The 20,231-nt window shown below is 70.3% G+C and carries 21 protein-coding genes; 13 read left to right on the forward strand and 8 right to left on the reverse strand.

Going from position 1 to position 20,231, the window contains the following annotated elements; all coding sequences use genetic code 11:
• The first annotated feature begins 94 nt into the window (after positions 1-94).
• From glmU to AB0D49_RS17715, 5 genes are all read left to right on the forward strand, one after another.
• The gene (glmU, locus tag AB0D49_RS17695) at positions 95-1,543 is read left to right on the forward strand and encodes a bifunctional UDP-N-acetylglucosamine diphosphorylase/glucosamine-1-phosphate N-acetyltransferase GlmU (RefSeq protein ID WP_362758013.1); all 1,449 of its coding nucleotides are present in this window, start codon (positions 95-97) and stop codon (positions 1,541-1,543) included.
• Between the two features lie 134 nt (positions 1,544-1,677).
• Complete coding sequence (locus tag AB0D49_RS17700) at positions 1,678-2,652, forward strand: ribose-phosphate diphosphokinase (RefSeq protein ID WP_362758015.1); 975 nt, start codon at positions 1,678-1,680, stop codon at positions 2,650-2,652.
• A 197-nt stretch (positions 2,653-2,849) separates the two neighbouring features.
• Positions 2,850-3,449 carry a 50S ribosomal protein L25/general stress protein Ctc gene (locus AB0D49_RS17705; protein WP_362758017.1) on the forward strand — a complete coding sequence of 200 codons (600 nt, stop codon included), beginning with the start codon at positions 2,850-2,852 and terminating at the stop codon, positions 3,447-3,449.
• Between the two features lie 96 nt (positions 3,450-3,545).
• A complete protein-coding gene (pth, locus tag AB0D49_RS17710) occupies positions 3,546-4,148 on the forward strand; it encodes an aminoacyl-tRNA hydrolase (RefSeq protein ID WP_362758019.1) in 603 nt (200 codons plus the stop codon).
• 77 nt (positions 4,149-4,225) lie between these two features.
• Entirely contained in the window at positions 4,226-4,714 is a 489-nt protein-coding gene (locus AB0D49_RS17715) for a hypothetical protein (RefSeq protein WP_362758021.1), read from the forward strand.
• A 33-nt stretch (positions 4,715-4,747) separates the two neighbouring features.
• Here AB0D49_RS17715 and ppc read toward each other — a convergent pair whose 3' ends face one another.
• Positions 4,748-7,480, reverse strand: coding sequence for a phosphoenolpyruvate carboxylase (gene ppc, locus AB0D49_RS17720; protein ID WP_362758023.1), 2,733 nt, complete (start codon positions 7,478-7,480; stop codon positions 4,748-4,750).
• 323 nt (positions 7,481-7,803) lie between these two features.
• Here ppc and AB0D49_RS17725 point away from each other — a divergent pair, with 323 nt between their 5' ends.
• Genes AB0D49_RS17725 through AB0D49_RS17740 form a run of 4 tightly spaced genes read left to right on the forward strand, consistent with a single transcriptional unit; the run spans position 7,804 to position 10,049 of the window.
• Complete coding sequence (locus AB0D49_RS17725) at positions 7,804-8,823, forward strand: fatty acid desaturase (RefSeq protein ID WP_362758025.1); 1,020 nt, start codon at positions 7,804-7,806, stop codon at positions 8,821-8,823.
• Positions 8,820-9,497, forward strand: a complete 678-nt coding sequence (locus AB0D49_RS17730; RefSeq protein ID WP_362758027.1) for a TetR/AcrR family transcriptional regulator — start codon at positions 8,820-8,822, stop codon at positions 9,495-9,497. The genes AB0D49_RS17725 and AB0D49_RS17730 overlap by 4 nt, the downstream gene beginning before the upstream one ends.
• A gap of 55 nt (positions 9,498-9,552) precedes the next feature.
• Entirely contained in the window at positions 9,553-9,804 is a 252-nt protein-coding gene (locus tag AB0D49_RS17735) for a type II toxin-antitoxin system Phd/YefM family antitoxin (RefSeq protein ID WP_362758029.1), read from the forward strand.
• Positions 9,801-10,049 (forward strand): type II toxin-antitoxin system RelE/ParE family toxin, encoded by a 249-nt coding sequence (locus AB0D49_RS17740; protein WP_362758031.1) that lies wholly within the window; start codon positions 9,801-9,803, stop codon positions 10,047-10,049. The genes AB0D49_RS17735 and AB0D49_RS17740 overlap by 4 nt, the downstream gene beginning before the upstream one ends.
• An 11-nt stretch (positions 10,050-10,060) precedes the next feature.
• Here AB0D49_RS17740 and AB0D49_RS17745 read toward each other — a convergent pair whose 3' ends face one another.
• Entirely contained in the window at positions 10,061-10,861 is an 801-nt protein-coding gene (locus AB0D49_RS17745; RefSeq protein WP_362758034.1) for a trans-aconitate 2-methyltransferase, read from the reverse strand.
• 166 nt (positions 10,862-11,027) lie between these two features.
• Here AB0D49_RS17745 and tamR point away from each other — a divergent pair, with 166 nt between their 5' ends.
• Positions 11,028-11,525, forward strand: coding sequence for a MarR family transcriptional regulator TamR (gene tamR, locus AB0D49_RS17750; protein WP_355739605.1), 498 nt, complete (start codon positions 11,028-11,030; stop codon positions 11,523-11,525).
• Here tamR and AB0D49_RS17755 read toward each other — a convergent pair.
• Complete coding sequence (locus AB0D49_RS17755) at positions 11,484-12,245, reverse strand: response regulator transcription factor (protein WP_362758036.1); 762 nt, start codon at positions 12,243-12,245, stop codon at positions 11,484-11,486. The genes tamR and AB0D49_RS17755 overlap by 42 nt on opposite strands.
• A 245-nt stretch (positions 12,246-12,490) precedes the next feature.
• Between AB0D49_RS17755 and AB0D49_RS17760 the strand changes: the two genes are divergently transcribed.
• Positions 12,491-12,931 (forward strand): GNAT family N-acetyltransferase, encoded by a 441-nt coding sequence (locus AB0D49_RS17760; protein WP_362758038.1) that lies wholly within the window; start codon positions 12,491-12,493, stop codon positions 12,929-12,931.
• A 119-nt stretch (positions 12,932-13,050) separates the two neighbouring features.
• Here the strand turns inward: AB0D49_RS17760 and galK are convergent, their stop codons facing one another.
• The 3 genes from galK to galT are packed head-to-tail and all read right to left on the reverse strand — an operon-like array spanning position 13,051 to position 16,277.
• Positions 13,051-14,223 (reverse strand): galactokinase, encoded by a 1,173-nt coding sequence (gene galK, locus AB0D49_RS17765; RefSeq protein WP_362758040.1) that lies wholly within the window; start codon positions 14,221-14,223, stop codon positions 13,051-13,053.
• Positions 14,224-15,216, reverse strand: coding sequence for a UDP-glucose 4-epimerase GalE (galE, locus tag AB0D49_RS17770; protein ID WP_362758042.1), 993 nt, complete (start codon positions 15,214-15,216; stop codon positions 14,224-14,226).
• Positions 15,213-16,277 (reverse strand): galactose-1-phosphate uridylyltransferase, encoded by a 1,065-nt coding sequence (galT, locus tag AB0D49_RS17775; protein WP_362758044.1) that lies wholly within the window; start codon positions 16,275-16,277, stop codon positions 15,213-15,215. Before galT ends, galE begins: the two co-directional genes overlap by 4 nt.
• Before the next feature lie 274 nt (positions 16,278-16,551).
• On the opposite strand from galT, the gene AB0D49_RS17780 reads away from it, so the two are divergent.
• Positions 16,552-18,264: a sodium:solute symporter family protein gene (locus tag AB0D49_RS17780; protein WP_362758046.1), complete on the forward strand. Its 1,713-nt coding sequence runs from the start codon at positions 16,552-16,554 to the stop codon at positions 18,262-18,264.
• Between the two features lie 20 nt (positions 18,265-18,284).
• Positions 18,285-18,635, forward strand: coding sequence for a hypothetical protein (locus tag AB0D49_RS17785; protein WP_362758048.1), 351 nt, complete (start codon positions 18,285-18,287; stop codon positions 18,633-18,635).
• A 24-nt stretch (positions 18,636-18,659) separates the two neighbouring features.
• Here the strand turns inward: AB0D49_RS17785 and AB0D49_RS17790 are convergent, their stop codons facing one another.
• Entirely contained in the window at positions 18,660-19,442 is a 783-nt protein-coding gene (locus tag AB0D49_RS17790; protein ID WP_362758049.1) for a hypothetical protein, read from the reverse strand.
• 73 nt (positions 19,443-19,515) lie between these two features.
• Complete coding sequence (locus tag AB0D49_RS17795) at positions 19,516-20,190, reverse strand: hypothetical protein (RefSeq protein WP_362758051.1); 675 nt, start codon at positions 20,188-20,190, stop codon at positions 19,516-19,518.
• Positions 20,191-20,231 lie beyond the last annotated feature (41 nt).

A 20,231-nucleotide genomic window follows, 5' to 3' on the forward strand; every position in this document is an offset into this window, starting at 1 on the left:
AACAGCACCGTCAGGGCCCACTCTCATGTCCGGCCCGGGTGCCCCCGGTATTCTGCGGGTGTCCACACCCCTCTCCACAGCCGAAGGGCATCCCGTGAGCGCCATTCGCCCGGCCGCCGTCGTCGTACTCGCAGCGGGTGAGGGCACCCGTATGAAATCGGCCACACCCAAGGTTCTGCATCGGATCAGCGGTCGCAGTCTGGTCGGCCATGTGCTGGCCGCCGCGGACGAACTGGACCCGGAGCGGCTCGTGGTGGTCGTGGGCCATGCCCGGGAGCAGGTCACCGCCCATCTCGGGGAGATCGCCCCGCGGGTGCGCACCGCGGTGCAGGCCGAGCAGAACGGGACCGGGCACGCGGTACGGATGGGCCTGGAGGAGCTGGGCGGGGTCGTCGGCGGGACGGTCGTCGTGGTGTGCGGGGACACCCCGCTGCTGACCGGCGCCACGCTGGAGGCGCTGGCCCGCACCCACACCGAGGACGGCAACGCGGTCACGGTGCTGACCGCCGAGGTGCCGGACGCCACCGGCTACGGCCGGATCGTGCGGGACGCGGCCTCGGGCGCGGTGACCGCGATCGTGGAGCACAAGGACGCCTCCGACTCGCAGCGGGCCATCCGGGAGATCAACTCGGGCGTCTTCGCCTTCGACGGTCCGCTGCTCGCGGACGCGCTGGGCAAGGTCCGCACCGACAACAGCCAGGGCGAGGAGTACCTCACCGATGTGCTGGGGATCCTGCGCGAGGCCGGGCACCGGGTGGGGGCGTCGGTCGCCGGGGACCACCGGGAGATCGCCGGGATCAACAACCGGGTGCAGTTGGCCGAGGCCCGCCGCATCCTCAACGAGCGGGTGCTGACCGCCGCGATGCTGGCCGGGGTGACCGTGGTCGACCCGGCGTCCACCTGGGTCGATGTGACGGTCACCTTCGAGCAGGACGCCCTCGTCCACCCCAACACCCTGCTGCACGGCACGACCCATGTCGGCGAGGGCGCGGAGGTCGGCCCCAACAGCCGTCTCACCGACACCAGGGTCGGCGCGGGGGCCCGGGTCGACAACACCGTGTCCGACGGCGCCGAGGTCGGGGCGGCGGCGAGCGTGGGCCCGTACGCCTATCTGCGGCCGGGGACCCGGCTGGGCGCCAAGGCGAAGATCGGGACGTACGTGGAGACCAAGAACGCGTCCGTCGGGGAGGGCACCAAGATCCCGCACCTGTCCTATGTCGGGGACGCGACGATCGGCGAGTACAGCAACATCGGCGCCGCCAGCGTGTTCGTGAACTACGACGGTGAGCACAAGCACCACACGACGGTCGGCTCCCACTGCAAGACGGGTTCGGACAACATGTTTGTGGCGCCTGTCACGGTCGGGGACGGCGCCTACACCGCCGCCGGGTCCGTGATCACCAAGGACGTGCCGCCCGGTTCGCTGGCCGTGGCCCGTGGTCAGCAGCGGAATATCGAGGGCTGGGTGGCCCGCAAGCGTCCCGGCAGCGCGTCGGCGAAGGCGGCCGAGGCGGCTTCCCGGGAGCCGGGCGGCGAAGGCTGACCGGAAACCGATGCTCCGAACACGGCGTACCGTGATAAGTGCCCACCCGCACCCCACCAGCTGAGACGACGTCTCTCGCCCAGCTGAGACGCCGTGTCCACTTCCAGCTGAGACACCTCTGAGGAGACAGTGCTGTGACCGGGATCAAGACGACCGGCGAGAAGAAGTTGATGTTCTTCTCCGGCCGCGCCCACCCCGAGCTTGCCGAGGAGGTCGCCCACCAGCTGGGTGTCGGGGTCGTGCCGACCAAGGCGTTCGACTTCGCCAACGGTGAGATCTATGTGCGCTACCAGGAGTCGGCGCGCGGCGCCGACTGCTTTCTGATCCAGAGCCACACCGCGCCCATCAACAAGTGGATCATGGAGCAGCTGATCATGATCGACGCGCTGAAGCGCGCGTCGGCCCGCTCCATCACCGTCATCGTGCCGTTCTACGGTTACGCCCGTCAGGACAAGAAGCACCGCGGCCGTGAACCGATCTCGGCCCGGCTGATCGCCGATCTGATGAAGACGGCCGGCGCGGACCGGATTCTGGCCATCGATCTGCACACCGACCAGATCCAGGGCTTCTTCGACGGCCCCGTGGACCACCTGTTCGCGCTGCCGCTGCTCGCGGACTACGTGGGCGCCAAGGTCGACCGGGAGAAGCTGACCGTGGTCTCCCCGGACGCCGGCCGGGTCCGGGTCGCCGACCGCTGGTGCGACCGGCTCGGCGCCCCGCTGGCGATCGTCCACAAGCGCCGTGACAAGGACGTGGCCAACCAGGTCACCGTGCACGAGGTGGTCGGCGAGGTCCGCGGCCGGGTGTGTGTCCTGGTCGACGACATGATCGACACCGGTGGCACGATCTGCGCCGCCGCCGACGCGCTGTACGCGCACGGTGCGGAGGACGTCATCGTGACGGCCACCCACGGTGTGCTCTCCGGTCCCGCCGCGGACCGGCTGAAGAACTCCAAGGTGAGCGAGTTCGTGTTCACCAACACCCTGCCGACGCCGGGTGAGCTGGACCTCGACAAGATCACCGTGCTGTCCATCGCGCCGACCATCGCCAGCGCGGTCCGCGAGGTCTTCGAGGACGGCTCGGTGACAAGCCTCTTCGACGAGCAGTGAGCCCCGCGCGCTAGCCGCAGGTTGATCGATTTTTCCACGGCCTCCCCCGCCGAGTACTCTGGTGCAGTTGCTCGGCGAGGGAGGCCGTACCGCTGCTGTCGTGGTGGTGGGCTCTCCGTTATCGACGCGCTCTTCGTAGCAGGCCGTTCGTGGCCGGGTGACCACGTCCGTATCTACCTCTACGAGGAGTGATCCATGTGTCCGAGGTGAAGCTCGCCGCCGAGACGCGCACCGAGTTCGGCAAGGGCGCCGCCCGCCGTATCCGCCGCGACAGCAAGGTTCCCGTCGTCCTGTACGGGCACGGCACCGACCCCGTCCACCTGACCCTCCCGGGCCATGAGCTCCAGCTCGCGCTGCGCACCCCCAATGTGCTGATCGCGCTGGACATCGACGGCAAGCGCACCGAGCTGGCCATCCCGAAGGCCGTGCAGCGCGACGCGATCAAGGGCTTCCTCGAGCATGTCGACCTGCTGCTGGTCAAGCGCGGCGAGAAGGTCACGGTCGACATCCCGGTGCAGGCCGAGGGCGAGCTGGCCCCGGGCGGCAACCTGCTGGAGCACGTGCTGAACGCGCTGCCGGTCGAGGCCGAGGCCACCCACATCCCCGAGAACGTCACCGTCTCCGTCGAGGGCCTGGAGGCCGGCGCGTCCGTGCTGGCCAAGGACATCACCCTGCCCAAGGGCGTCACCCTGGCCGTCGAGGAGGACGCGGTGGTCCTCCAGGTGCTGGCCGCGCAGGCCGAGGAGGAGCCGGCGGAGTCCGCCGACGCCGCCGACGAGGCCGTCGCCGAGGCGTGATCGCCCCGGCCCGGCAACGGTAGCTTTCCAGCCGCCGCTCCTTCTCTTGTGGAGCGGCGGCTGTTTCCGTATTCAGTGGGAGCGTACGAGGGAGATGTGGACGTGACGAGCGGCGCCGATGCCCCCTGGCTGGTCGTGGGACTGGGCAATCCCGGGCCCGAGTACGCGATGAACCGGCACAACGTGGGGTTCATGGTGGCGGATCTGCTGGCGGACCGGATCGGGGGGAAGTTCAAGCGGGCCGGGAAGGCGCAGGCCCAGGTGGTCGAGGGGCGGATCGGACCGCCCGGACCGGCGAGCAGGCGGCTGATCCTGGCCAAGCCGATGTCGTACATGAATCTGTCCGGCGGGCCGGTGAACGCGCTGCGGGACTTCTACAAGGTGCCCCTCGCCCAGGTGGTGGCCGTCCATGACGAACTGGACATCGACTACGGGGTACTACGGCTGAAGCTGGGCGGCGGCGACAACGGGCACAACGGGCTGAAGTCGATGACCAAGGCGATGGGCCCCGACTACCACCGGGTGCGGTTCGGCATCGGGCGCCCGCCGGGCCGGATGCAGGTCGCCGACTTCGTCCTCAAGGACTTCTCCTCCACCGAGCGCAAGGAACTGGACTACTTCGTGGACCGGGCGGCGGATTCCGTGGAGGCACTGCTCGCGGAGGGGCTGGAGCGGGCGCAGAGTACGTACAACTCCTGACTTGTCCCCGGCTCGTCCGGACGGCCCGGCCCGGCGGGAGTTGACCGGGTGCGCGGTCATGGCCAAGGATCGCCGCCATGCCTTCTGCCGTCGCATCCAGTCAGGGCGCGGGCGCCGCGCTGCGCTTCGGGCGGTTCGCGGCGATGGGCACGGTCGCCGCGCTCATCCTGATCGCCGGGGTGTGGGCGTCCTGGGGCTCCGCGCAGTACGTGATGCTGACCAAGGGACGGGAGCGCGGCACCATCGAGGTCGCGCGCTGCGCCGACGCGGTCTGTACGGGGGCGTACACCCCGCTGTCGTCGGGGTCGACGGCGCGGAGGAGCGTCGCCCTGGAGGACACCGTGGCGGTGACCGAGGGGCAGACGTACACGGTGGTGATGAAGCCGGGCGGGGCCGAGGCCGTGCGCTCGGGGCCCGGTGGGGTGCTGTACGCGTGGGTGCCGCTGGGCGGCGCGCTGCTGCTGGCGTCGGTGGTGGTGGCCGGGGGGCTGCGGCGGACCCGGGCGGCGCTGGTGCTGGCGGGGGCCGGCGCGGTGCTGCTGACGGCGGCGTTCTTCGCCGTCTGACCGCGCCGACCCCTTTTGCTCTGCCGTTGCCCGTCAGCCCGTGTTGCGCAGGCCGGCCGCCACGCCGTTCACCGTGAGGAGCAGTGCGCGGGCGAGCAGCGGGTCGGGCTCGTCGCCGGCCGCCGCCGCGTCGCGCTGGCGCTTGAGCAGGGCCACCTGGAGGTAGGAGATCGGGTCCAGGTAGGCGTCCCGGATGGTGAAGGTCTGCTTCAGGACGGGCTGGGCGTCCAGCAGATCGGCCTCACCGGTGATCTTCAGGATCTCCGCGACGGTCCGTTCGTGCTCGGCTCGGATGGCGGCGAACACGTGCTTCAGCTCGTCGGGGACGAGGGTGTCCACATAGTGCCCGGCAATCCGCAGATCCGTCTTGGCGAGGGTCATCTCCACATTGGAGATGAAGTTCCGGAAGAAGTGCCACTGTCCGAACATCTCGTCCAGGACGGTGTCCAGACCCGCCTCGCGCAGCGCCTTCAGTCCGGAGCCGACGCCGAACCAGCCGGGCACGATCTGCCGGGACTGCGTCCAGCCGAACACCCAGGGGATCGCCCGCAGCCCGTCGAGACCGGCCCCGGAGTCGGGGCGGCGCGAGGGGCGTGAGCCGAGATGCAGATCGGCGAGCTGGTCGACGGGCGTGGAGGCGAAGAAGTACGCGGGCAGGTCGGGGTCGTCCACCAGCCGCCGGTAGGCGGCCTCGGCGGCGTCGCTGACCACGTCCATCGCCGCGTCCCAGCGGGCCAGCGCCTCCACCGACTGGCGGGGGGCGGTGTGCAGGGCGGACGCCTGGAGCGTGGCGGCGACGGTCAGCTCCAGGTTCTCCCTGGCCAGCGACGGGATGAGGTACTTGTCGGAGATGACCTCGCCCTGCTCGGTGACCTTGATCTCGCCCTCCAGGGTGCCCCAGGGCTGGGCGAGGATGGCGTCATGGGTGGGGCCGCCGCCCCGGCCGACGGTGCCGCCCCGGCCGTGGAACAGCCTGAGCCGCACGCCGTAGCGGTGGGCGACATCGCGCAGTCGGCGCTGGGCGCGGTGGATCTCCCACTGGCTGGTGGTGATGCCGCCGAACTTGGAGGAGTCGGAGTAGCCGAGCATGACCTCCTGGACATCGCCGCGCAGCGCGACCAGCCGCCGGTACGACGGGTCGGACAGCATGTCCTCCAGGATGGAGTCGGCGGCCTTCAGCTCATCGGTGGTCTCCAGCAGCGGCACGATGCCGACCTTCGCCCACCCGGCGTGCAGATCCATCAGCCCGGCCTCGCGGGCGAGCACGGCGGCGGCGAACACATCGTCGGCCCCCTGGCACATCGAGATGATGTACGACTCGACGACCTCGGGCCCGAACACCGCGAGGGCCCGCTTGACGGTCTGGAACACCCCGAGCGTCTTGGCCCCGGCCGCGTCGACCGGCGCCGGGCTGGGCGCCAGCGGGCGGCGCGAACGCAACTCCTTGGCCAGCAGCTTCGTCCGGTACTCGCGGGGCATGTCGGTGTAGCGCCAGGACTCCTCGCCGAGCCGGTCGAACAGCTGGCCGAGGGCGTGGTGATGGGCGTCGGCGTGCTCGCGGACGTCCATGGTGGCGAGCTGGAGGCCGAAGGCGGCCAGTGTGCGGAGGGTGCGGTTCATCCGGCCGTCGGCGAACAGGGCGCCCCGGTGCTCGCGCAGCGAGGTCTGGATCAGGGTCAGGTCGTGCAGCAGCTCGGTGGTGCCGAGATAGTCGCGGCCCGGCTCGTGCGGGATGCCCTTGGCGAGGCGCTGCTTGGTGTTGACCAGCTTCTGGCGGACGCAGGTGGCCTTGAGCCGGTAGGGCTCCTCGGCGTTGAGCCGCTTGTAGCGAGGGCTGATCTCGGGCAGCCGCTCCAGGTCGGCCTGGAGGGAGGCGAGGAGTTCCTCGGTGGCTCCGGTGTAGCGGATGGAGTTGGAGAGGAAGCCGCGCAGCTCGTCGATCATCTCCAGGGCGTCGTTGATGCCGTGCTCGTGCTGGAGGATCAGCACGTCCCAGGTGACCTCGGGGGTGACATTGGGGTTGCCGTCGCGGTCGCCGCCGATCCAGGTGCCGAAGGTGAGCGGACGGACGTCGGCGGGCAGCTCGACCCCGACCCGCTCCAGCTCCGCGGTGAGGTCCTCCAGGACGTCCCCTACGGCATTCGCGTGGAGTTCGTCGAGGTAATAGATGGCGTTGCGGGCCTCGTCGGCGGGCTCGGGACGGACCACCCGCAGCTCGTCGGTCTGCCACACCAGGTCGATGTTCTCGGCGAGCCGGACATCGTGGCGGCGCCGGTCGGACTCGATGACCGGGGTGTCCAGCAGCGCCGCGATCCGGCGGAGCTTGTTGAGCACGGAGCGGCGGGCGGCCTCGGTGGGGTGGGCGGTGAAGACCGGGCGGACGCTGAGATGGCGGACGGTCTGCCGCAGATGCTCGGGGTCGGCGTCCTTCAGCATGTCGGCCGTACGGGCGAGGAGTCCGCCCTCGGCGGCGCGCTTGGCGCGCAGTTCCCGGCCGCGGTGCACCTGTTCGGTGACATTGGCCAGGTGGAAGTAGGTGGAGAACGCGCGGACCAGCTTGGCGGCGGTCTCCAGCTCGGTTCCGCGCAGCAGCTCGGCGGCGGCCTCGCCGTCCTCGCGGGTGAGGCGGCGGACCTTCTCGACGAGTTCCAGCAGTTCGGGGCCTTCCTGGCGGACGAGGGTCTCGCCCAGGAGGTCGCCCAGCCGGCGGATGTCGGCGCGCAGTTCACTGCCGGTCGTCGGGGTCTGGTCGTCGGCACTGCTCACAGGTGCGGCTCCTTGCAGTGTGGAGGCTCGGCTGATGAGTTCGGGGCTCGTGTCGGGGGGAGGCCCTGGGCCGTGGCGCGGGGGGACCGCATTACGGGCCGGGCTTCCGGGCAGAAGTAAGAGCGGACCGCGCTGTCCGACCGCCTCCAAGGATAGGTGTCGGGCAGGACGCGCAGGCTGTCGGGCTCTTGCCGCCGGGCTACGCGCTGACATACTTACGACGCCGTAGGTTACGGAACCGTAGGGAAGCATCTGTCCAGGTGTTTCCCCTGTTCCGGTATCCCGGTACTTGTCCCGACCCACGACCCCACAGGGGACGCGCCATGACCACGAGCTCCGATGTGATCGACGAGACCACGCAACCGACCGCCCAGGCGACCGGGGAGCCACCGCAGTCCGCCACGCTGGGCGGCGACCGCAAGGGTTCTCTTGAGCAGTCCGCCCTGCTCCTCTTCATCGTCGTCCCGTTCCTCGCGCTGATCGCGGCGGTGCCGCTGGTGTGGGGCTGGGGCGTCAGCTGGCTGGACCTCGGCCTGATGGTCTTCTTCTACTTCCTGGGCTGCCACGGCATCACCATCGGCTTCCACCGGCACTTCACCCACAGCTCCTTCAAGGCCAACCGCCCGCTGAAGATCGCGCTGGCCATCGCCGGGTCGATGGCGGTCGAGGGGCCGCTGGTGCGCTGGGTCGCCGACCACCGCAAGCACCACCAGTTCTCCGACGCGGAGGGCGACCCGCACTCCCCCTGGCGGTACGGGGAAACCGTTCCTGCCCTGATGAAGGGCCTGTGGTGGGCCCACATCGGCTGGATGTTCGACGAGGAGCGCACCCCGCAGGACAAGTACGCGCCGGATCTGATCAAGGACCGGACGCTGCGCGCGATCTCCCGCCAGTTCATCGTGTGGACCTCCGTCTCGCTGGCGCTGCCCGCGCTGATCGGCGGGCTGGTGACGATGTCGTGGTGGGGCGCCTTCACCGGGTTCTTCTGGGGGTCCCTCGTCCGGGTGGCGCTGCTGCACCATGTGACGTGGTCGATCAACTCGATCTGCCACGCGGTGGGCAGGCGGCCGTTCAAGTCGCGGGACCGCTCGGGCAATGTGTGGTGGCTGGCGGTGCTCTCCTGCGGCGAGTCCTGGCACAACCTGCACCACGCCGACCCGACCTCCGCGCGGCACGGTGTGGACCGCGGCCAGATCGACTCCTCGGCCCGGCTGATCCGCTGGTTCGAGCTGGCGGGCTGGGCCTACGACGTGCGCTGGCCGTCACGCTCACGTATCGATTCCCGGCGCAACCAGGACCTGGACGGCTCCCGGCGCCGGAAGGAGACCGCCGAGGCGGCATGATTGACGCCGTGGCGACCGACTCCAGCATCCCCAGCAACGACAAGCCGCGGCGTACGACCCGCCGCACCCGGATGACCGGTGCGGAGCGCCGCCAGCAACTGCTGGAGATCGGTCGCACCCTGTTCGCCGCGAAGGGCTTCGAGGGCACATCGGTGGAGGAGATCGCGGCGAAGGCCGGGGTGTCCAAGCCGGTGGTGTACGAGCACTTCGGCGGCAAGGAGGGGCTGTACGCGGTGGTGGTCGACCGGGAGATGCGGCGGCTGCTGGACGGGGTGACCGGTTCCCTGACCGCCGGGCACCCGCGTGAGCTGCTGGAACAGGCCGCGTTCGCGCTGCTCGACTACATCGAGGAGTACACGGACGGCTTCCGCATCCTGGTCCGGGACTCCCCCATCCCCCAGTCGACCGGTTCCTTCGCCTCGCTGATCTCCGACATCGCCACCCAGGTCGAGGACATCCTCGGCAAGGAGTTCAAGAGCCGCGGCTTCGACCCCAAGCTGGCCCCGCTGTACGCGCAGGCCCTGGTCGGCATGGTCGCCCTGACCGGCCAGTGGTGGCTGGAGGTGCGCAAGCCGAAGAAGGCGGAGGTGGCGGCGCACCTGGTGAATCTGGCCTGGCACGGCCTGGACGGCCTGGAACCCAAGCCCCGCCTGATAGGCCACCGCAAGAACTGACCGGACCCTGCCACTTCAAGGGTAAACAACATTAACGTTGTGCCATCATGTGCGCATGACTGAGATCACGATCAGCGCGGCCCGTGCCCAGCTCGGCGATCTGGTGCGGCGCGCGGCGCACAGCCGGGAGACCATCGCGATCACCGACCACGGCCATGTGGCGGCGCTGCTCGTCTCCCCGCAGGTGATAGAGGATCTTGAGGACTCGCTGGCGGTGGCGGACTACCAGCGGCGCAAGCTCGCCGGGACGCTCGGCCCGGGTATCCCGCACGAGGAGGTCGGGCGCATCCTGGGGCTGCGACCGTGACCTACCGCATCATCTGGGAAGCGAGCGCCACCGATCAGGCCACCCGCTTCCTGAAGGAGGACCCGGTCGGCCTCGCCGCCGTCTACGAGGCCGTCGACCAACTCGCCGAAACACCCCGCCCCACGGAGTCGGTGGCCTACGGCCTCGACATCCGCCGCCTCCGGGTCGGCGACTATCGCGTCCTCTACGTCATCGACGACGACATCATCCACATCCTCGTTACCCACCTGGGCCGTACGGCCTGAACGACCGCCCGTCACCCCGGGACCGACGCCACCGCGAAGATACGGCGGAACGGGAACGGGGTGCCGTGCCCGGTCGCCGGGTACGCCTCGCGGAGCCGGACGCGGTAGTCGGTGAGGAAGACGTCCCGGGACGCGGGGTCACCGGACAGCGCGGTCAGCACCGGCCGCAGCGCGGTCCCCTTCACCCACTCCAGCACCGCGTCCTTCCCCTGGAGCAGATGGACGTACGTGGTCTCCCAGACGTCCGCCGCGCAGCCCAGGGCGGTGAGCGCGGCGTGGTACTCGACCGGCGTGCGGACCGCGTCCGCGTGGCGCAGCACGCCGGACAGCCGGGGGTCGGCGGCGGCCAGCTCGCGCAGCAGACGGTGGCTCGGGGCGTCGAAGTTGCCGGGGACCTGGAAGGCGAAGGTGGCGCCGGGGGCGAGGGCGGCGATCCAGTCGGAGAACCGGTCCAGATGCCCCGGCACCCATTGCAGCGTGGCGTTGCTGATGATCAGGTCGTGCGTCTCCTCCGGCGTCCAGGTGCGCGCGTCGGCCTCCGCGAAGTCGAGACCGCCGCCGCCCGGGGTGGGTCCGGCGAGGGATTCGGCGCCCGCCAGCATCTCCGTCGAGCTGTCGTAGCCGGTGATGTGGGCGGTGGGCCAGCGCTCGGCGAGGGTGGCGGTGAGCGTGCCGGGGCCGCAGCCGAGATCGGCGATCCGGGGCCGTTCGGCGGGCAGGTCCGGGACGCGGGCCAGCAGATCGGCGAAGGGGCGGGCGCGCGGCCCGGCGTGCCGCAGGTACTGGGCGGGGTCCCAGACGGGGCTGGTCATGGCGGTTCTCCTCGGGACGGCTGCTCGGGCGGCGGGCGTGATCGCCGCCCCGCCCTGTCCCACACGGCGTGACCGGCGCGATCCCCCTCCGCCTTTCCCAGACTGCAACCTAAACTATCTTGATGTCAAGAGACTTCATGTCGACACAACCACTACACTGATCGTCATGGAGGACGAGGTCGATCGGCTGGTCGCAGCGTGGCGCCGGGAGCGTCCGGACCTCGATGTGGAGCCGCTGGAAGTACTCAGCCGGGTGAGCAGGCTCGCCCGGCATCTGGACCGCGCGCGCCGACTGGCCTTCGCCGAGCACAGCCTGGAGCCCTGGGAGTTCGATGTGCTCACCGCGCTGCGCCGCGCGGGCACGCCGTACCAGCTCTCCCCCGGTCAGTTGCTCACCCAGACCCTGGTCACGTCCGGCACGATGACCAACCGTATCGACCGGCTCGCCAAGAAGGGGCTGGTCGAGCGGTTGCCCGACCCCAGCGACCGGCGGGGCGTCCTCGTCCGGCTCACCGACGAGGGGCGCGACCGGGCCGATCAGGCGCTCGCCGGGCTGCTCGACCAGGAGCGGGCGATCCTCGCGGAGCTGTCCCGCGCCCAGCGCGGCGAGCTGGCCGCGCTGCTACGCCAGCTGACCGCCCCGTTCGACAACATCCCCGGATAGGTCCACCGGCCCCACCCCGGCCCGCCGCGCCAGCGCGACCGCCGCCAGCGTGGAGTGCACGCCCAGTTTGCCCAGCACGTTCTGCATATGGGTGCGGACCGTGTGCGGCGACAGGAAAAGGCGTTCGGCCACCGCCTTGCGGCCCAGCCCGGCGACCATACAGCGCAGCACCTCCCGCTCACGCGGGGTGAGCGACTCCACCAGACGCTCACTCTCCGTGCGGTGCTTGCGGGCCGCCGTCAGCTCCCGCAGGACCCCGGTCAGCAGGGCGGGCGGCAGATGCGTCTCGTCGCGCAGCACGCCCCGGATCACCGTCAGCAGCCGGGACAGCGAGCAGTCCTTGGCGACCCAGCCGGACGCCCCGGCCTGGAGCGCGAGCGCCGCCCGCCGCGGATCGTCCTTCTCCGCGAGCACCACGATCCGGACGCCGGGCTGCGCCGAACGCACGCCCGCGACCAGCGAGATCCCGTCGACCAGACCGTCCTCGCCGACCTCCTGCACCGCCGGGCGTATCCCCGGCAGGGCGGCGCCGAGATCGGCGTCCACCAGCAGCACGTCGTAGCGTCGGCCCTCGGCCGCCGCGCGCTCCAGACTGCGCAGCGCCGCCGGGCCGCTGCCGGCCGCGGAGACATCGACGTCGGGCTCGGCCGCGAGCGCGGCAGCGAGCGACTCGGCGAAGATGCGATGGTCGTCGACGACCAGTACTCGGATGCGAACCACTGACAACCCCCACTGGTCCGGACTGCTACGACCGACGCGGGTACGACGCCCAGGAGGTCGTCACAGCCGCACGGCCGCCGCCGTGCAGAGACTGCTACCCCCCGATCGGGCGTCGTACCCGACTTTGGTCTCGCCCCCTGATGCACGCCGGCCCCCACCGGCGCTGTTCATCAGGGTACGGGCGGGCGGGGGCCGCGGAAGGTAATTTGCAGAACTGGCCGTCCGGCGCGCTTATCGTGTGCCGCATGTTTCGTCTTGTTGCGGAAATCGACCCGTCCCGGCGTGCCGAGCTGGGGGCGCGGCTGCGCGCCGCCAACACCGCGGCCTCGCCCGCGTTGCGCGCCCTGCGTGCCGCCGGGCAGGACCGGGAGGCTCCGCTCCAGTTGTGGGCGCTGGACGACACGGACGCGCTCGTGGGCGGGCTGGCCGGGCACACCTGGGCGGGCTGGCTGCATGTGTCGACGCTGTGGGTGGACGAGCGGTGGCGGGGTGGTGGGGTGGGTGGGGCGTTGCTCTCCGAGGCGGAGCGGGTGGCGCGGGCGGAGCGGGGGTGCCGGGCGGTGCGGTTGGAGACGTGGGATTTTCAGGCGCCGGAGTTCTATCGGAAGCAGGGGTATGACGTGGTGTGTGTGATCCCCGACTATCCGGTGGGGATCACGGAGTACACGTTCACCAAGCGGTTGTAGGGGGTGGTGGGGGGTTGTGGGGCGCGTGCGGGTGGGTGGGGGCTGGTCGCGCAGTTCCTCCCCCAGAGGGGGTACCCCCAGCGCCCCTGAGAGCGTCTCCCCTGCCCGGCGTCGGCCAGTTACGCCACTTTTCTCGCCCCCTGAGCGGGTACGGCCTCGAAGGTTCTCGGTGTCGCGAGACCGGCGTTCGCGAAAGCCGTCTCCACCGCCTTCTTGATCGTGTCCGTGTCCGTCGTCTCCGTCAGGACGATCGCTGAGCCGCCGAAGCCGCCGCCGGTCATCCGGGCGCCGAGGGCGCCGGAGGTGAGGGCGGTGTCGACGACCAGGTCCAACTCGGGGCTGGAGACACGGAAGTCGTCGCGGAGGGAGGCGTGGCCCTCGGTGAGGACGGGGCCGATCTCGCGGGTGCGGCCCGCTTCCAGCAGGGTGACGACCCGTTCGACGCGCTGGTTCTCGGTCACGACGTGCCGGACCAGACGGCGGACCTCCTCCTCGTCGCCGAGTTGGGCGAGGGCCTCGTCCAGTCCGTCGTACGGGATGTCCCGCAGGGCGTCGACGCCCAGCAGGGCCGCGCCCTTCTCGCAGCCCGCGCGGCGCCTGCCGTACTCGCCGTCGCTGTGGGCGTGCTGGACGCGGGTGTCCACGACCAGCAGGCGCATACCCTCGGCGGCGAGGTCGAGGGGGATCTGCCGGGTGGACAGGTCGCGGGTGTCGAGGAACAGGGCGTGTCCGGCCTCGCAACAGGCGGACGCGGTCTGGTCCATGATCCCGGTGGGGGCGCCGACATAGACGTTCTCGGCGCGCTGGCAGAGCCGGGCGAGCTTCCAGCGCGGGAGGTCCAGGCCGTGCAGGTCGCTGAGGGCGAGGGCGACGACCACCTCCAGGGCCGCCGACGAGGACAGGCCCGCGCCGGTGGGGACCGTGGAGGCGAGATGGATGTCCGCGCCGGTCACCGGGTGCCCGGCCTCGCGCAGCGCCCAGACGACCCCGGCGGGGTACGCCGTCCAGCCGCGGTCCGTGCCGGGGGCGAGGGCGTCGAGGTCGAGGTCGGCGACGCCGGTGTCCATGTCGGCGGAGTGCAGACGGAGCCGGCCGTCGGTGCGGCGGGCGACGGCGGCGACCGTGGTGTGCGGCAGCGCGAAGGGCATCACGAAGCCGTCGTTGTAGTCGGTGTGTTCGCCGATGAGATTGACCCGGCCGGGGGCGGCCCAGACGCCGTCGGGGTCCGTGCCGTAGAGGGCGCGGAAGTCCTGGGCGACCTGGTCGGCCGAGGGGGACGACGACGACGGCATTCAGCGCTCCTCTGACTCTGCGCCCGCGACTGTGTCCGCGGCGGCGATGTGCTGGGTGAAGCGCCAGGCGTCGGCGACGATGTCCGCGAGGTCCGTGCGGGTCGGGTGCCAGCCGAGGCGCTCGCGGGCGGTGTCGGCGGAGGCGACCAGGACGGCCGGGTCGCCGCCGCGGCGCGGGGCGGCGGTCTCCGGGATCGGATGGCCGGTGACCTGCCGGACGGTCTCGATCACCTGGCGCACCGAGAAGCCCTCGCCGTTGCCGAGGTTGCAGATCAGATGCGCGCCGGGGCGGGCGGCGGTGAGGGCGAGGAGGTGCGCCTCGGCGAGGTCGGCGACATGGATGTAGTCGCGGACGCAGGTGCCGTCCGGGGTCGGGTAGTCGTCGCCGTAGACCGCGATGGACGGGCGGCGGCCCTGGGCGACCTGGAGGATCAGCGGGATGAGGTGCGACTCGGGGTCGTGGCGCTCGCCGTAGCGGCCGTACGCGCCGGCGACGTTGAAGTAGCGCAGGGAGACCGCGCCCAGGCCGTGGGCGGCGGCCTCGCCGGTGATCATGTGGTCGACGGCGAGCTTGGTGGCGCCGTAGGGGTTGGTGGGGCGGGTGGGGGCGGACTCGGCGATCGGGATCTGCTCGGGTTCGCCGTAGGTGGCGGCGGTGGAGGAGAAGACCAGGGTGCGTACGCCCGCGTCGCGCATGGCGGCGAGCAGGGCCATGGTCCCGCCGACGTTGTTCTCCCAGTACTTCTCGGGCTTGACGACGGACTCGCCGACCTGGGAGGACGCGGCGAAGTGGAGGACGGCCGCGTAGGACGGGTCGAGCCACTTGGCGGCGTCGCGGATGTCGCCCTCGATGAAGGCGGCGCCGTCGGGGACGCCCGCGCGGAAGCCGGTGGAGAGGTTGTCGAGGACGGTGACCTCGTGCCCGGCCTCCAGCAGATGCTGGGCGACCACGCTGCCTACGTACCCCGCCCCACCCGTCACCAGGTACTTCATGAACTCGCTACCTCTCGCAGTCGCTCGGCCGCGCGCTCCGGCGGCACATCGTTGATGAACACGCTCATACCGGATTCGGAGCCCGCGAGGAACTTCAGCTTGCCGGACGTCCGGCGGATGGTGAAAAGCTCCAGATGGAGCGCGAAGTCGTCACGGCCGACGCCCTCGAAGTCCGTGAGCTGTCCGAACGGGGCCTGGTGCCAGGCCGCGATGTACGGCGTCGGGGGTTCGTCCGCTCCGAAGATCCGGTCGAAGCGCTTCAAGAGTTCCAGATAGATCTGGGGGAACTCGGTGCGGGCCGCCTCGTCGAGGGCGAGCAGATCGGGCACCCGGCGGCGCGGGTACAGGTGGACCTCGTACGGCCAGTGGGCGGCGTACGGGACGAAGGCCACCCAGTGTTCACCCGTGAGGACGACCCGCTCATCGGCGAGTTCACGGTCGAGGACGGCGTCGAAGAGGTTCTCCCCGCCGCTCGCCTCCCGGTGCGCGGCGAGGGAGCGGAGCATCAGGGCGGTGCGGGGGGTGACGAAGGGGTACGCGTAGATCTGGCCGTGCGGGTGCTGGAGGGTCACGCCGATCTCGGCGCCGCGGTTCTCGAAGCAGAACACCTGCTGGACGGCGGGCAGATGGGACAGCTCGGCGGTGCGGTCGGTCCACGCCTCCAGCACCAGCCGGACCTGTTCCTCGCCGAGGGCGGCGAAGGACGTGTCGTGGTCGGAGGTGAAGCAGACCACCTCGCAGCGGCCGGAGTCCCCGGCGAGGGAGGGGAAGCGGTTCTCGAAGACGACCACGTCGTAGGTGGAGTCGGGGATCTCGCTGAGCCGGTCGCCGTCCCGGGTGGGGCACAGCGGGCACTGGTCGGCGGGCGGGTGGTACGTACGGCCCTGGCGGTGCGAGGCGATGGCCACGGCGTCGCCGAGCAGCGGGTCGCGGCGGATCTGGGACGAGGTGACCGTCGGCTCCAGCGGTCTGCGGTCGACGGCGTCCCGCACCCGGTCGTCGCCGAGGTCGTAGTAGATCAGCTCGCGACCGTCGGCCAGCCGGGTCGAGGTCTTCTTCACGTACGGACTCCCCTTCGGAACCGATCACCTCAGCACATCAACAGAACCCAACACATCAAAACACAAGTCATCAGGGAGCGGCAGCCATCTGTCCCATCACAATCAAACAAAGAACATCAAGGGGAGGTGTTTGTTCCGCTCTGCCGGGGGATGCGGCGGCATGGGCTCCGGTGCTGTCCGGTGCTGTCCGGTGATGATCCGGCACTGTTCCGGTGCTGTTCCGGTGCCCTGTGCTCCTCCCATCCGTTCCCTTCGCGAAACGAAGCGAGCAGGCATGCAAATCCCCACAGTGCGGCCCCCCGACACGGGGCAGACCCCCCACTACCTGGCCGCGGAGCTGCGGCTCCCCACCAACTGGCTCGACTACACCATCCTCGGCATCTACTTCGTGGTGGTGCTGGGCATCGGCTTCGCCGCCCGCCGCTCGGTGAGGACCAGCCTCGACTTCTTCCTCTCCGGCCGCTCCCTGCCCGCCTGGGTCACCGGACTGGCGTTCATCGCGGCCAACCTGGGCGCCACCGAGATCCTCGGCATGGCCGCCAACAGCGCGCAGTACGGCGTCTACACGACCCACTGGTACTGGATCGGCGCCATCCCGGCGATGGTGTTCCTGGGCCTGGTGATGATGCCGTTCTACTACGGCTCGAAGGTCCGGTCCGTCCCCGAGTTCCTGCTGCTGCGCTTCGACCGCTCGGCGCATCTGCTGAGTTCGGCCCTGTTCGCTTTCGCGGCGATCCTGATCGCGGGGGTGAACCTGTACGCACTCGCGATCGTGGTGGAGGCGCTGCTCGGCTGGCCGCAGTGGGTCGCCATCGTCGTGGCGGGCTTCTTCGTCCTGGCGTACATCACCCTCGGCGGTCTCTCCTCCGCCATCTACAACGAGGTCCTCCAGTTCTTCGTGATCCTGGCGGCCCTGATACCCCTGACGGTGCTGGGTCTGAAGAAGGTCGGCGGCTGGGACGGGCTGTCCGACTCCCTCACCGAGACCCGGGGCGCCGACTTCATGACCGCCTGGGGCGGCACCGGCATCGGCAGCGACAACCCGCTGGGCGCGAACTGGCTGACGATCGTGCTGGGTCTCGGCTTCGTCCTGTCCTTCGGCTACTGGACGACGAACTTCGCGGAGGTCCAGCGGGCCCTGTCGGCGAAGAACCTCTCGGCGGCCCGTCGTACGCCCCTCATCGCCGCGTTCCCCAAGATCTTCATCGTCTTCCTGGTGATGATCCCGGGTCTGGTGGCCGCGGTCCTGGTCCCGCGGATCGGCACCCCCGGCTCGGACCTCCAGTACAACGACGCCATCCCGTACCTGATGCAGTCGCTGCTCCCGAACGGCGTCCTGGGCATCGCCGTCACCGGTCTGCTGGCCGCGTTCATGGCGGGCATGGCGGCGAACATCTCGTCCTTCAACACGGTGTTCACCACGGACATATGGGCGAAATACGTGGTGAAGGACCAGGAGGACGGCTACTACGTCCGCTTCGGCCGCCTGATCACCGCGATCGGTGTCCTGGCGTCCATCGGCACGGCGTTCCTGGCGTCGTCCTTCTCGAACATCATGGCGTACCTCCAGACGCTGTTCTCCTTCTTCAACGTCCCGATGTTCGTGGTCTTCGTCATCGGGATGTTCTGGAAGCGGGCGTCGATGAAATCCGGCTTCTGGGGCCTGCTCGCGGGCACGACGGCGGCGATGGTCAACTACTTCTGGATCTACGAACAGGGCGTCATCGACATCCCGTCCGACCAGGGCGCGAACTTCGTCTCGGCGATCGCCGGATTCGTGGCGGGCGGGGTGGTGATGGTCGCGGTCACCCTCTTCACGGCCCCCAAACCGGCCGCCGAACTCCAGGGCCTGGTCTACGGCACGCGCTCCCCCGGCATGTCCGAGCCGCCCGCCGAGGGCGACGACGCCTGGTACCGCCGGCCCGCGCTGCTGGGCTGGGGCGCGATCGTCCTGGCCGCCGCCTGCTACATCCCGTTCTCGTTCTGACGCCGGGAGGCTGAGCAAAGATGTCCGAGCATTCCTCTGAGAACCCCGGCCGCCAGGAGCCCGACCTCCAGCGGGAGGTCACGGAACTGGAGTCCAAGTCCGCGACAGCGGCCCGCCTCTTCGACATCCGCCGCATCATCGGCGGCCTGTTCGTCGTCTACGGCGTCATCATCACGATCACCGGTCTGACGGACTCCGACGCGGAGATAGCGAAGGCCCAGGGGATCAACATCAATCTGTGGACGGGGGTGGGGATGCTGTTTTTGGGGGTGTTCTTTGTGGGGTGGGTGTGGGTGCGGCCGGTGGTTGCGGTTCCGGCTGCGGGTTGGGGGGAAGGGGGGTCGGCTGAGCCTGAGGAGCGGGAGTTGTAGTGCTCACCCAGGCTCAGCCAACGCTCAGCCGCCGAGCTTTTGCGCCTGGGCGGTGACGAGGGCGGCGGGGAAGGTGAAGTCCTCACCGGTCCCGATCGCGGCGACGTTGACCAGGGTGAAGTGGGCGAGGGTGGCGCCGTCGCGGAAGACAACCGCCTTCCAGGGGGCGTCGACGCCCTCGACGGTGGCGAGGACGGTGAACGCGACCGCCTCCTCACCGCCGTCGGGGGCGGTGTCCTCGGTGACCTTGTTGGCGGTCAGCTTCTCGCTGCCGACGGTCCACTCGAACCCGCCCGAGCAGTCCGCGATCGCGCCGGTGAGGGACTTGAGCGCCTCGGCGGCGGCGTCGGCGCTGGCGTAGGAGGCGAGGGTGGCCATCCCGGTGTTCATGTTCATGAGGTCCGCTTCACTGCCGGCCCCGTCGCCCCTGTCGCCCCCGGTGACCCGGCGGTAGGTGACCGCGTCGGCTTCACCCAGGGCGGACCCGGCGACGGCTCGTCCGACCGGCGTGCACTCCTCACCGGTGACCTTCACGGCTTCGACGTCCCTGATGTCCGAGTCGGGCGCCTCGACGACCTTGTACCCCTCCAGGTCCGCCGTGACGAGCGACGCCTTCTCCAGCTCGGCGGCGGTGAGCGGCTTGACGTCGGCTGCGGGGGCGGCTTCCTTGCCGTCCCCACCACCGGAACCGCCGCCGGAGCCATCGCCGGAGCCGCCGCAGGCGGTGAGCAGGGCGAGGGAGAGGGTGGCGGTCAGGGTGAGGGCGGGGGTGCGGAGACGGGGGTGGCGTATGCCGGGTCTGTGCATGGAGTGCTTGATTCGCTTTCGTTCGTGCCGTACGAGTTTCGTACGAATACTGCCGTGTCGTCAGCCGGCTCTTCTACTGAGCGAGCTTCAAGAGTTGGGCGCCGATGACGGGAGGGGGTACGGCGAAGTCCTTGGTGGCAACGCCGTCCGGGATGGCGCTGAGGTAGGCGAGGGTGTTGCCTTGACGAAGGACCACGACTTTGACGGGCGTCTTCTCCTCGCCCTGCTCAACCCGTGCGCTCAGCGCCATGGCCTGCTCGGCGCCCTGCGGGGCGAGTTCGGGTAGCGCGGCCTCGAAGCGGTGCTCCGCGCCGTCGACGGTCACGGTGAAGCCTTCCGCGCATCGGTCGGTGGATGCGGCGAGGCGGTCCATCGCAGCGGAAGCCTTCCCGTCGCCGTACCCGGCGAGCACGACCGTCACGATCGCTCCCTCGCCGGTGACTTGGCGGGCTTCCGTGGACTCCGGGTCGGCTACGACGGCGCCGGACAGTGCCTGGGCGAGCGGGGCGCAGTCATCGGGAGCGTCCCGGACCTCGCGTCGATCAGCGGAGCCGGAGACTGCGAACCCGTCCACCTCGCTGGAGGCCAGGGACAGGCTCCCGAGCCCGCCAGCTCCGACCTCGGCGCTGCTTTGCGGAGTGGGGCGGAGCAGATCGTCAGCGCCGCCACCGCCACCGCTTATCGCGTTACAGCCGGACAGCAGCAGCGCCAGAACCACACCTGACCCTGCCCATCCCCATCTCTTCATGCGCGCCTGTTTTCCTCACTTGCCGTCGACCACTGCTGGCA

This window comes from Streptomyces sp. NPDC048290 (genome assembly GCF_040652095.1).
Taxonomy (GTDB): domain Bacteria; phylum Actinomycetota; class Actinomycetes; order Streptomycetales; family Streptomycetaceae; genus Streptomyces.

Coding starts and splice junctions, on each gene's coding strand:
- AB0D49_RS17715 (WP_362758021.1), top strand. CDS start 4,226: ATGCCTTCTGCCGTCGCATCCAGTCAGGGCGCGGGCGCCGCGCTGCGC.
- AB0D49_RS17725 (WP_362758025.1), top strand. CDS start 7,804: ATGACCACGAGCTCCGATGTGATCGACGAGACCACGCAACCGACCGCC.
- AB0D49_RS17730 (WP_362758027.1), top strand. CDS start 8,820: ATGATTGACGCCGTGGCGACCGACTCCAGCATCCCCAGCAACGACAAG.
- AB0D49_RS17735 (WP_362758029.1), top strand. CDS start 9,553: ATGACTGAGATCACGATCAGCGCGGCCCGTGCCCAGCTCGGCGATCTG.
- AB0D49_RS17745 (WP_362758034.1), bottom strand. CDS start 10,861: ATGACCAGCCCCGTCTGGGACCCCGCCCAGTACCTGCGGCACGCCGGG.
- tamR (WP_355739605.1), top strand. CDS start 11,028: ATGGAGGACGAGGTCGATCGGCTGGTCGCAGCGTGGCGCCGGGAGCGT.
- AB0D49_RS17760 (WP_362758038.1), top strand. CDS start 12,491: ATGTTTCGTCTTGTTGCGGAAATCGACCCGTCCCGGCGTGCCGAGCTG.
- galK (WP_362758040.1), bottom strand. CDS start 14,223: ATGCCGTCGTCGTCGTCCCCCTCGGCCGACCAGGTCGCCCAGGACTTC.
- galE (WP_362758042.1), bottom strand. CDS start 15,216: ATGAAGTACCTGGTGACGGGTGGGGCGGGGTACGTAGGCAGCGTGGTC.
- AB0D49_RS17780 (WP_362758046.1), top strand. CDS start 16,552: ATGCAAATCCCCACAGTGCGGCCCCCCGACACGGGGCAGACCCCCCAC.
- AB0D49_RS17785 (WP_362758048.1), top strand. CDS start 18,285: ATGTCCGAGCATTCCTCTGAGAACCCCGGCCGCCAGGAGCCCGACCTC.
- AB0D49_RS17790 (WP_362758049.1), bottom strand. CDS start 19,442: ATGCACAGACCCGGCATACGCCACCCCCGTCTCCGCACCCCCGCCCTC.
- AB0D49_RS17795 (WP_362758051.1), bottom strand. CDS start 20,190: ATGAAGAGATGGGGATGGGCAGGGTCAGGTGTGGTTCTGGCGCTGCTG.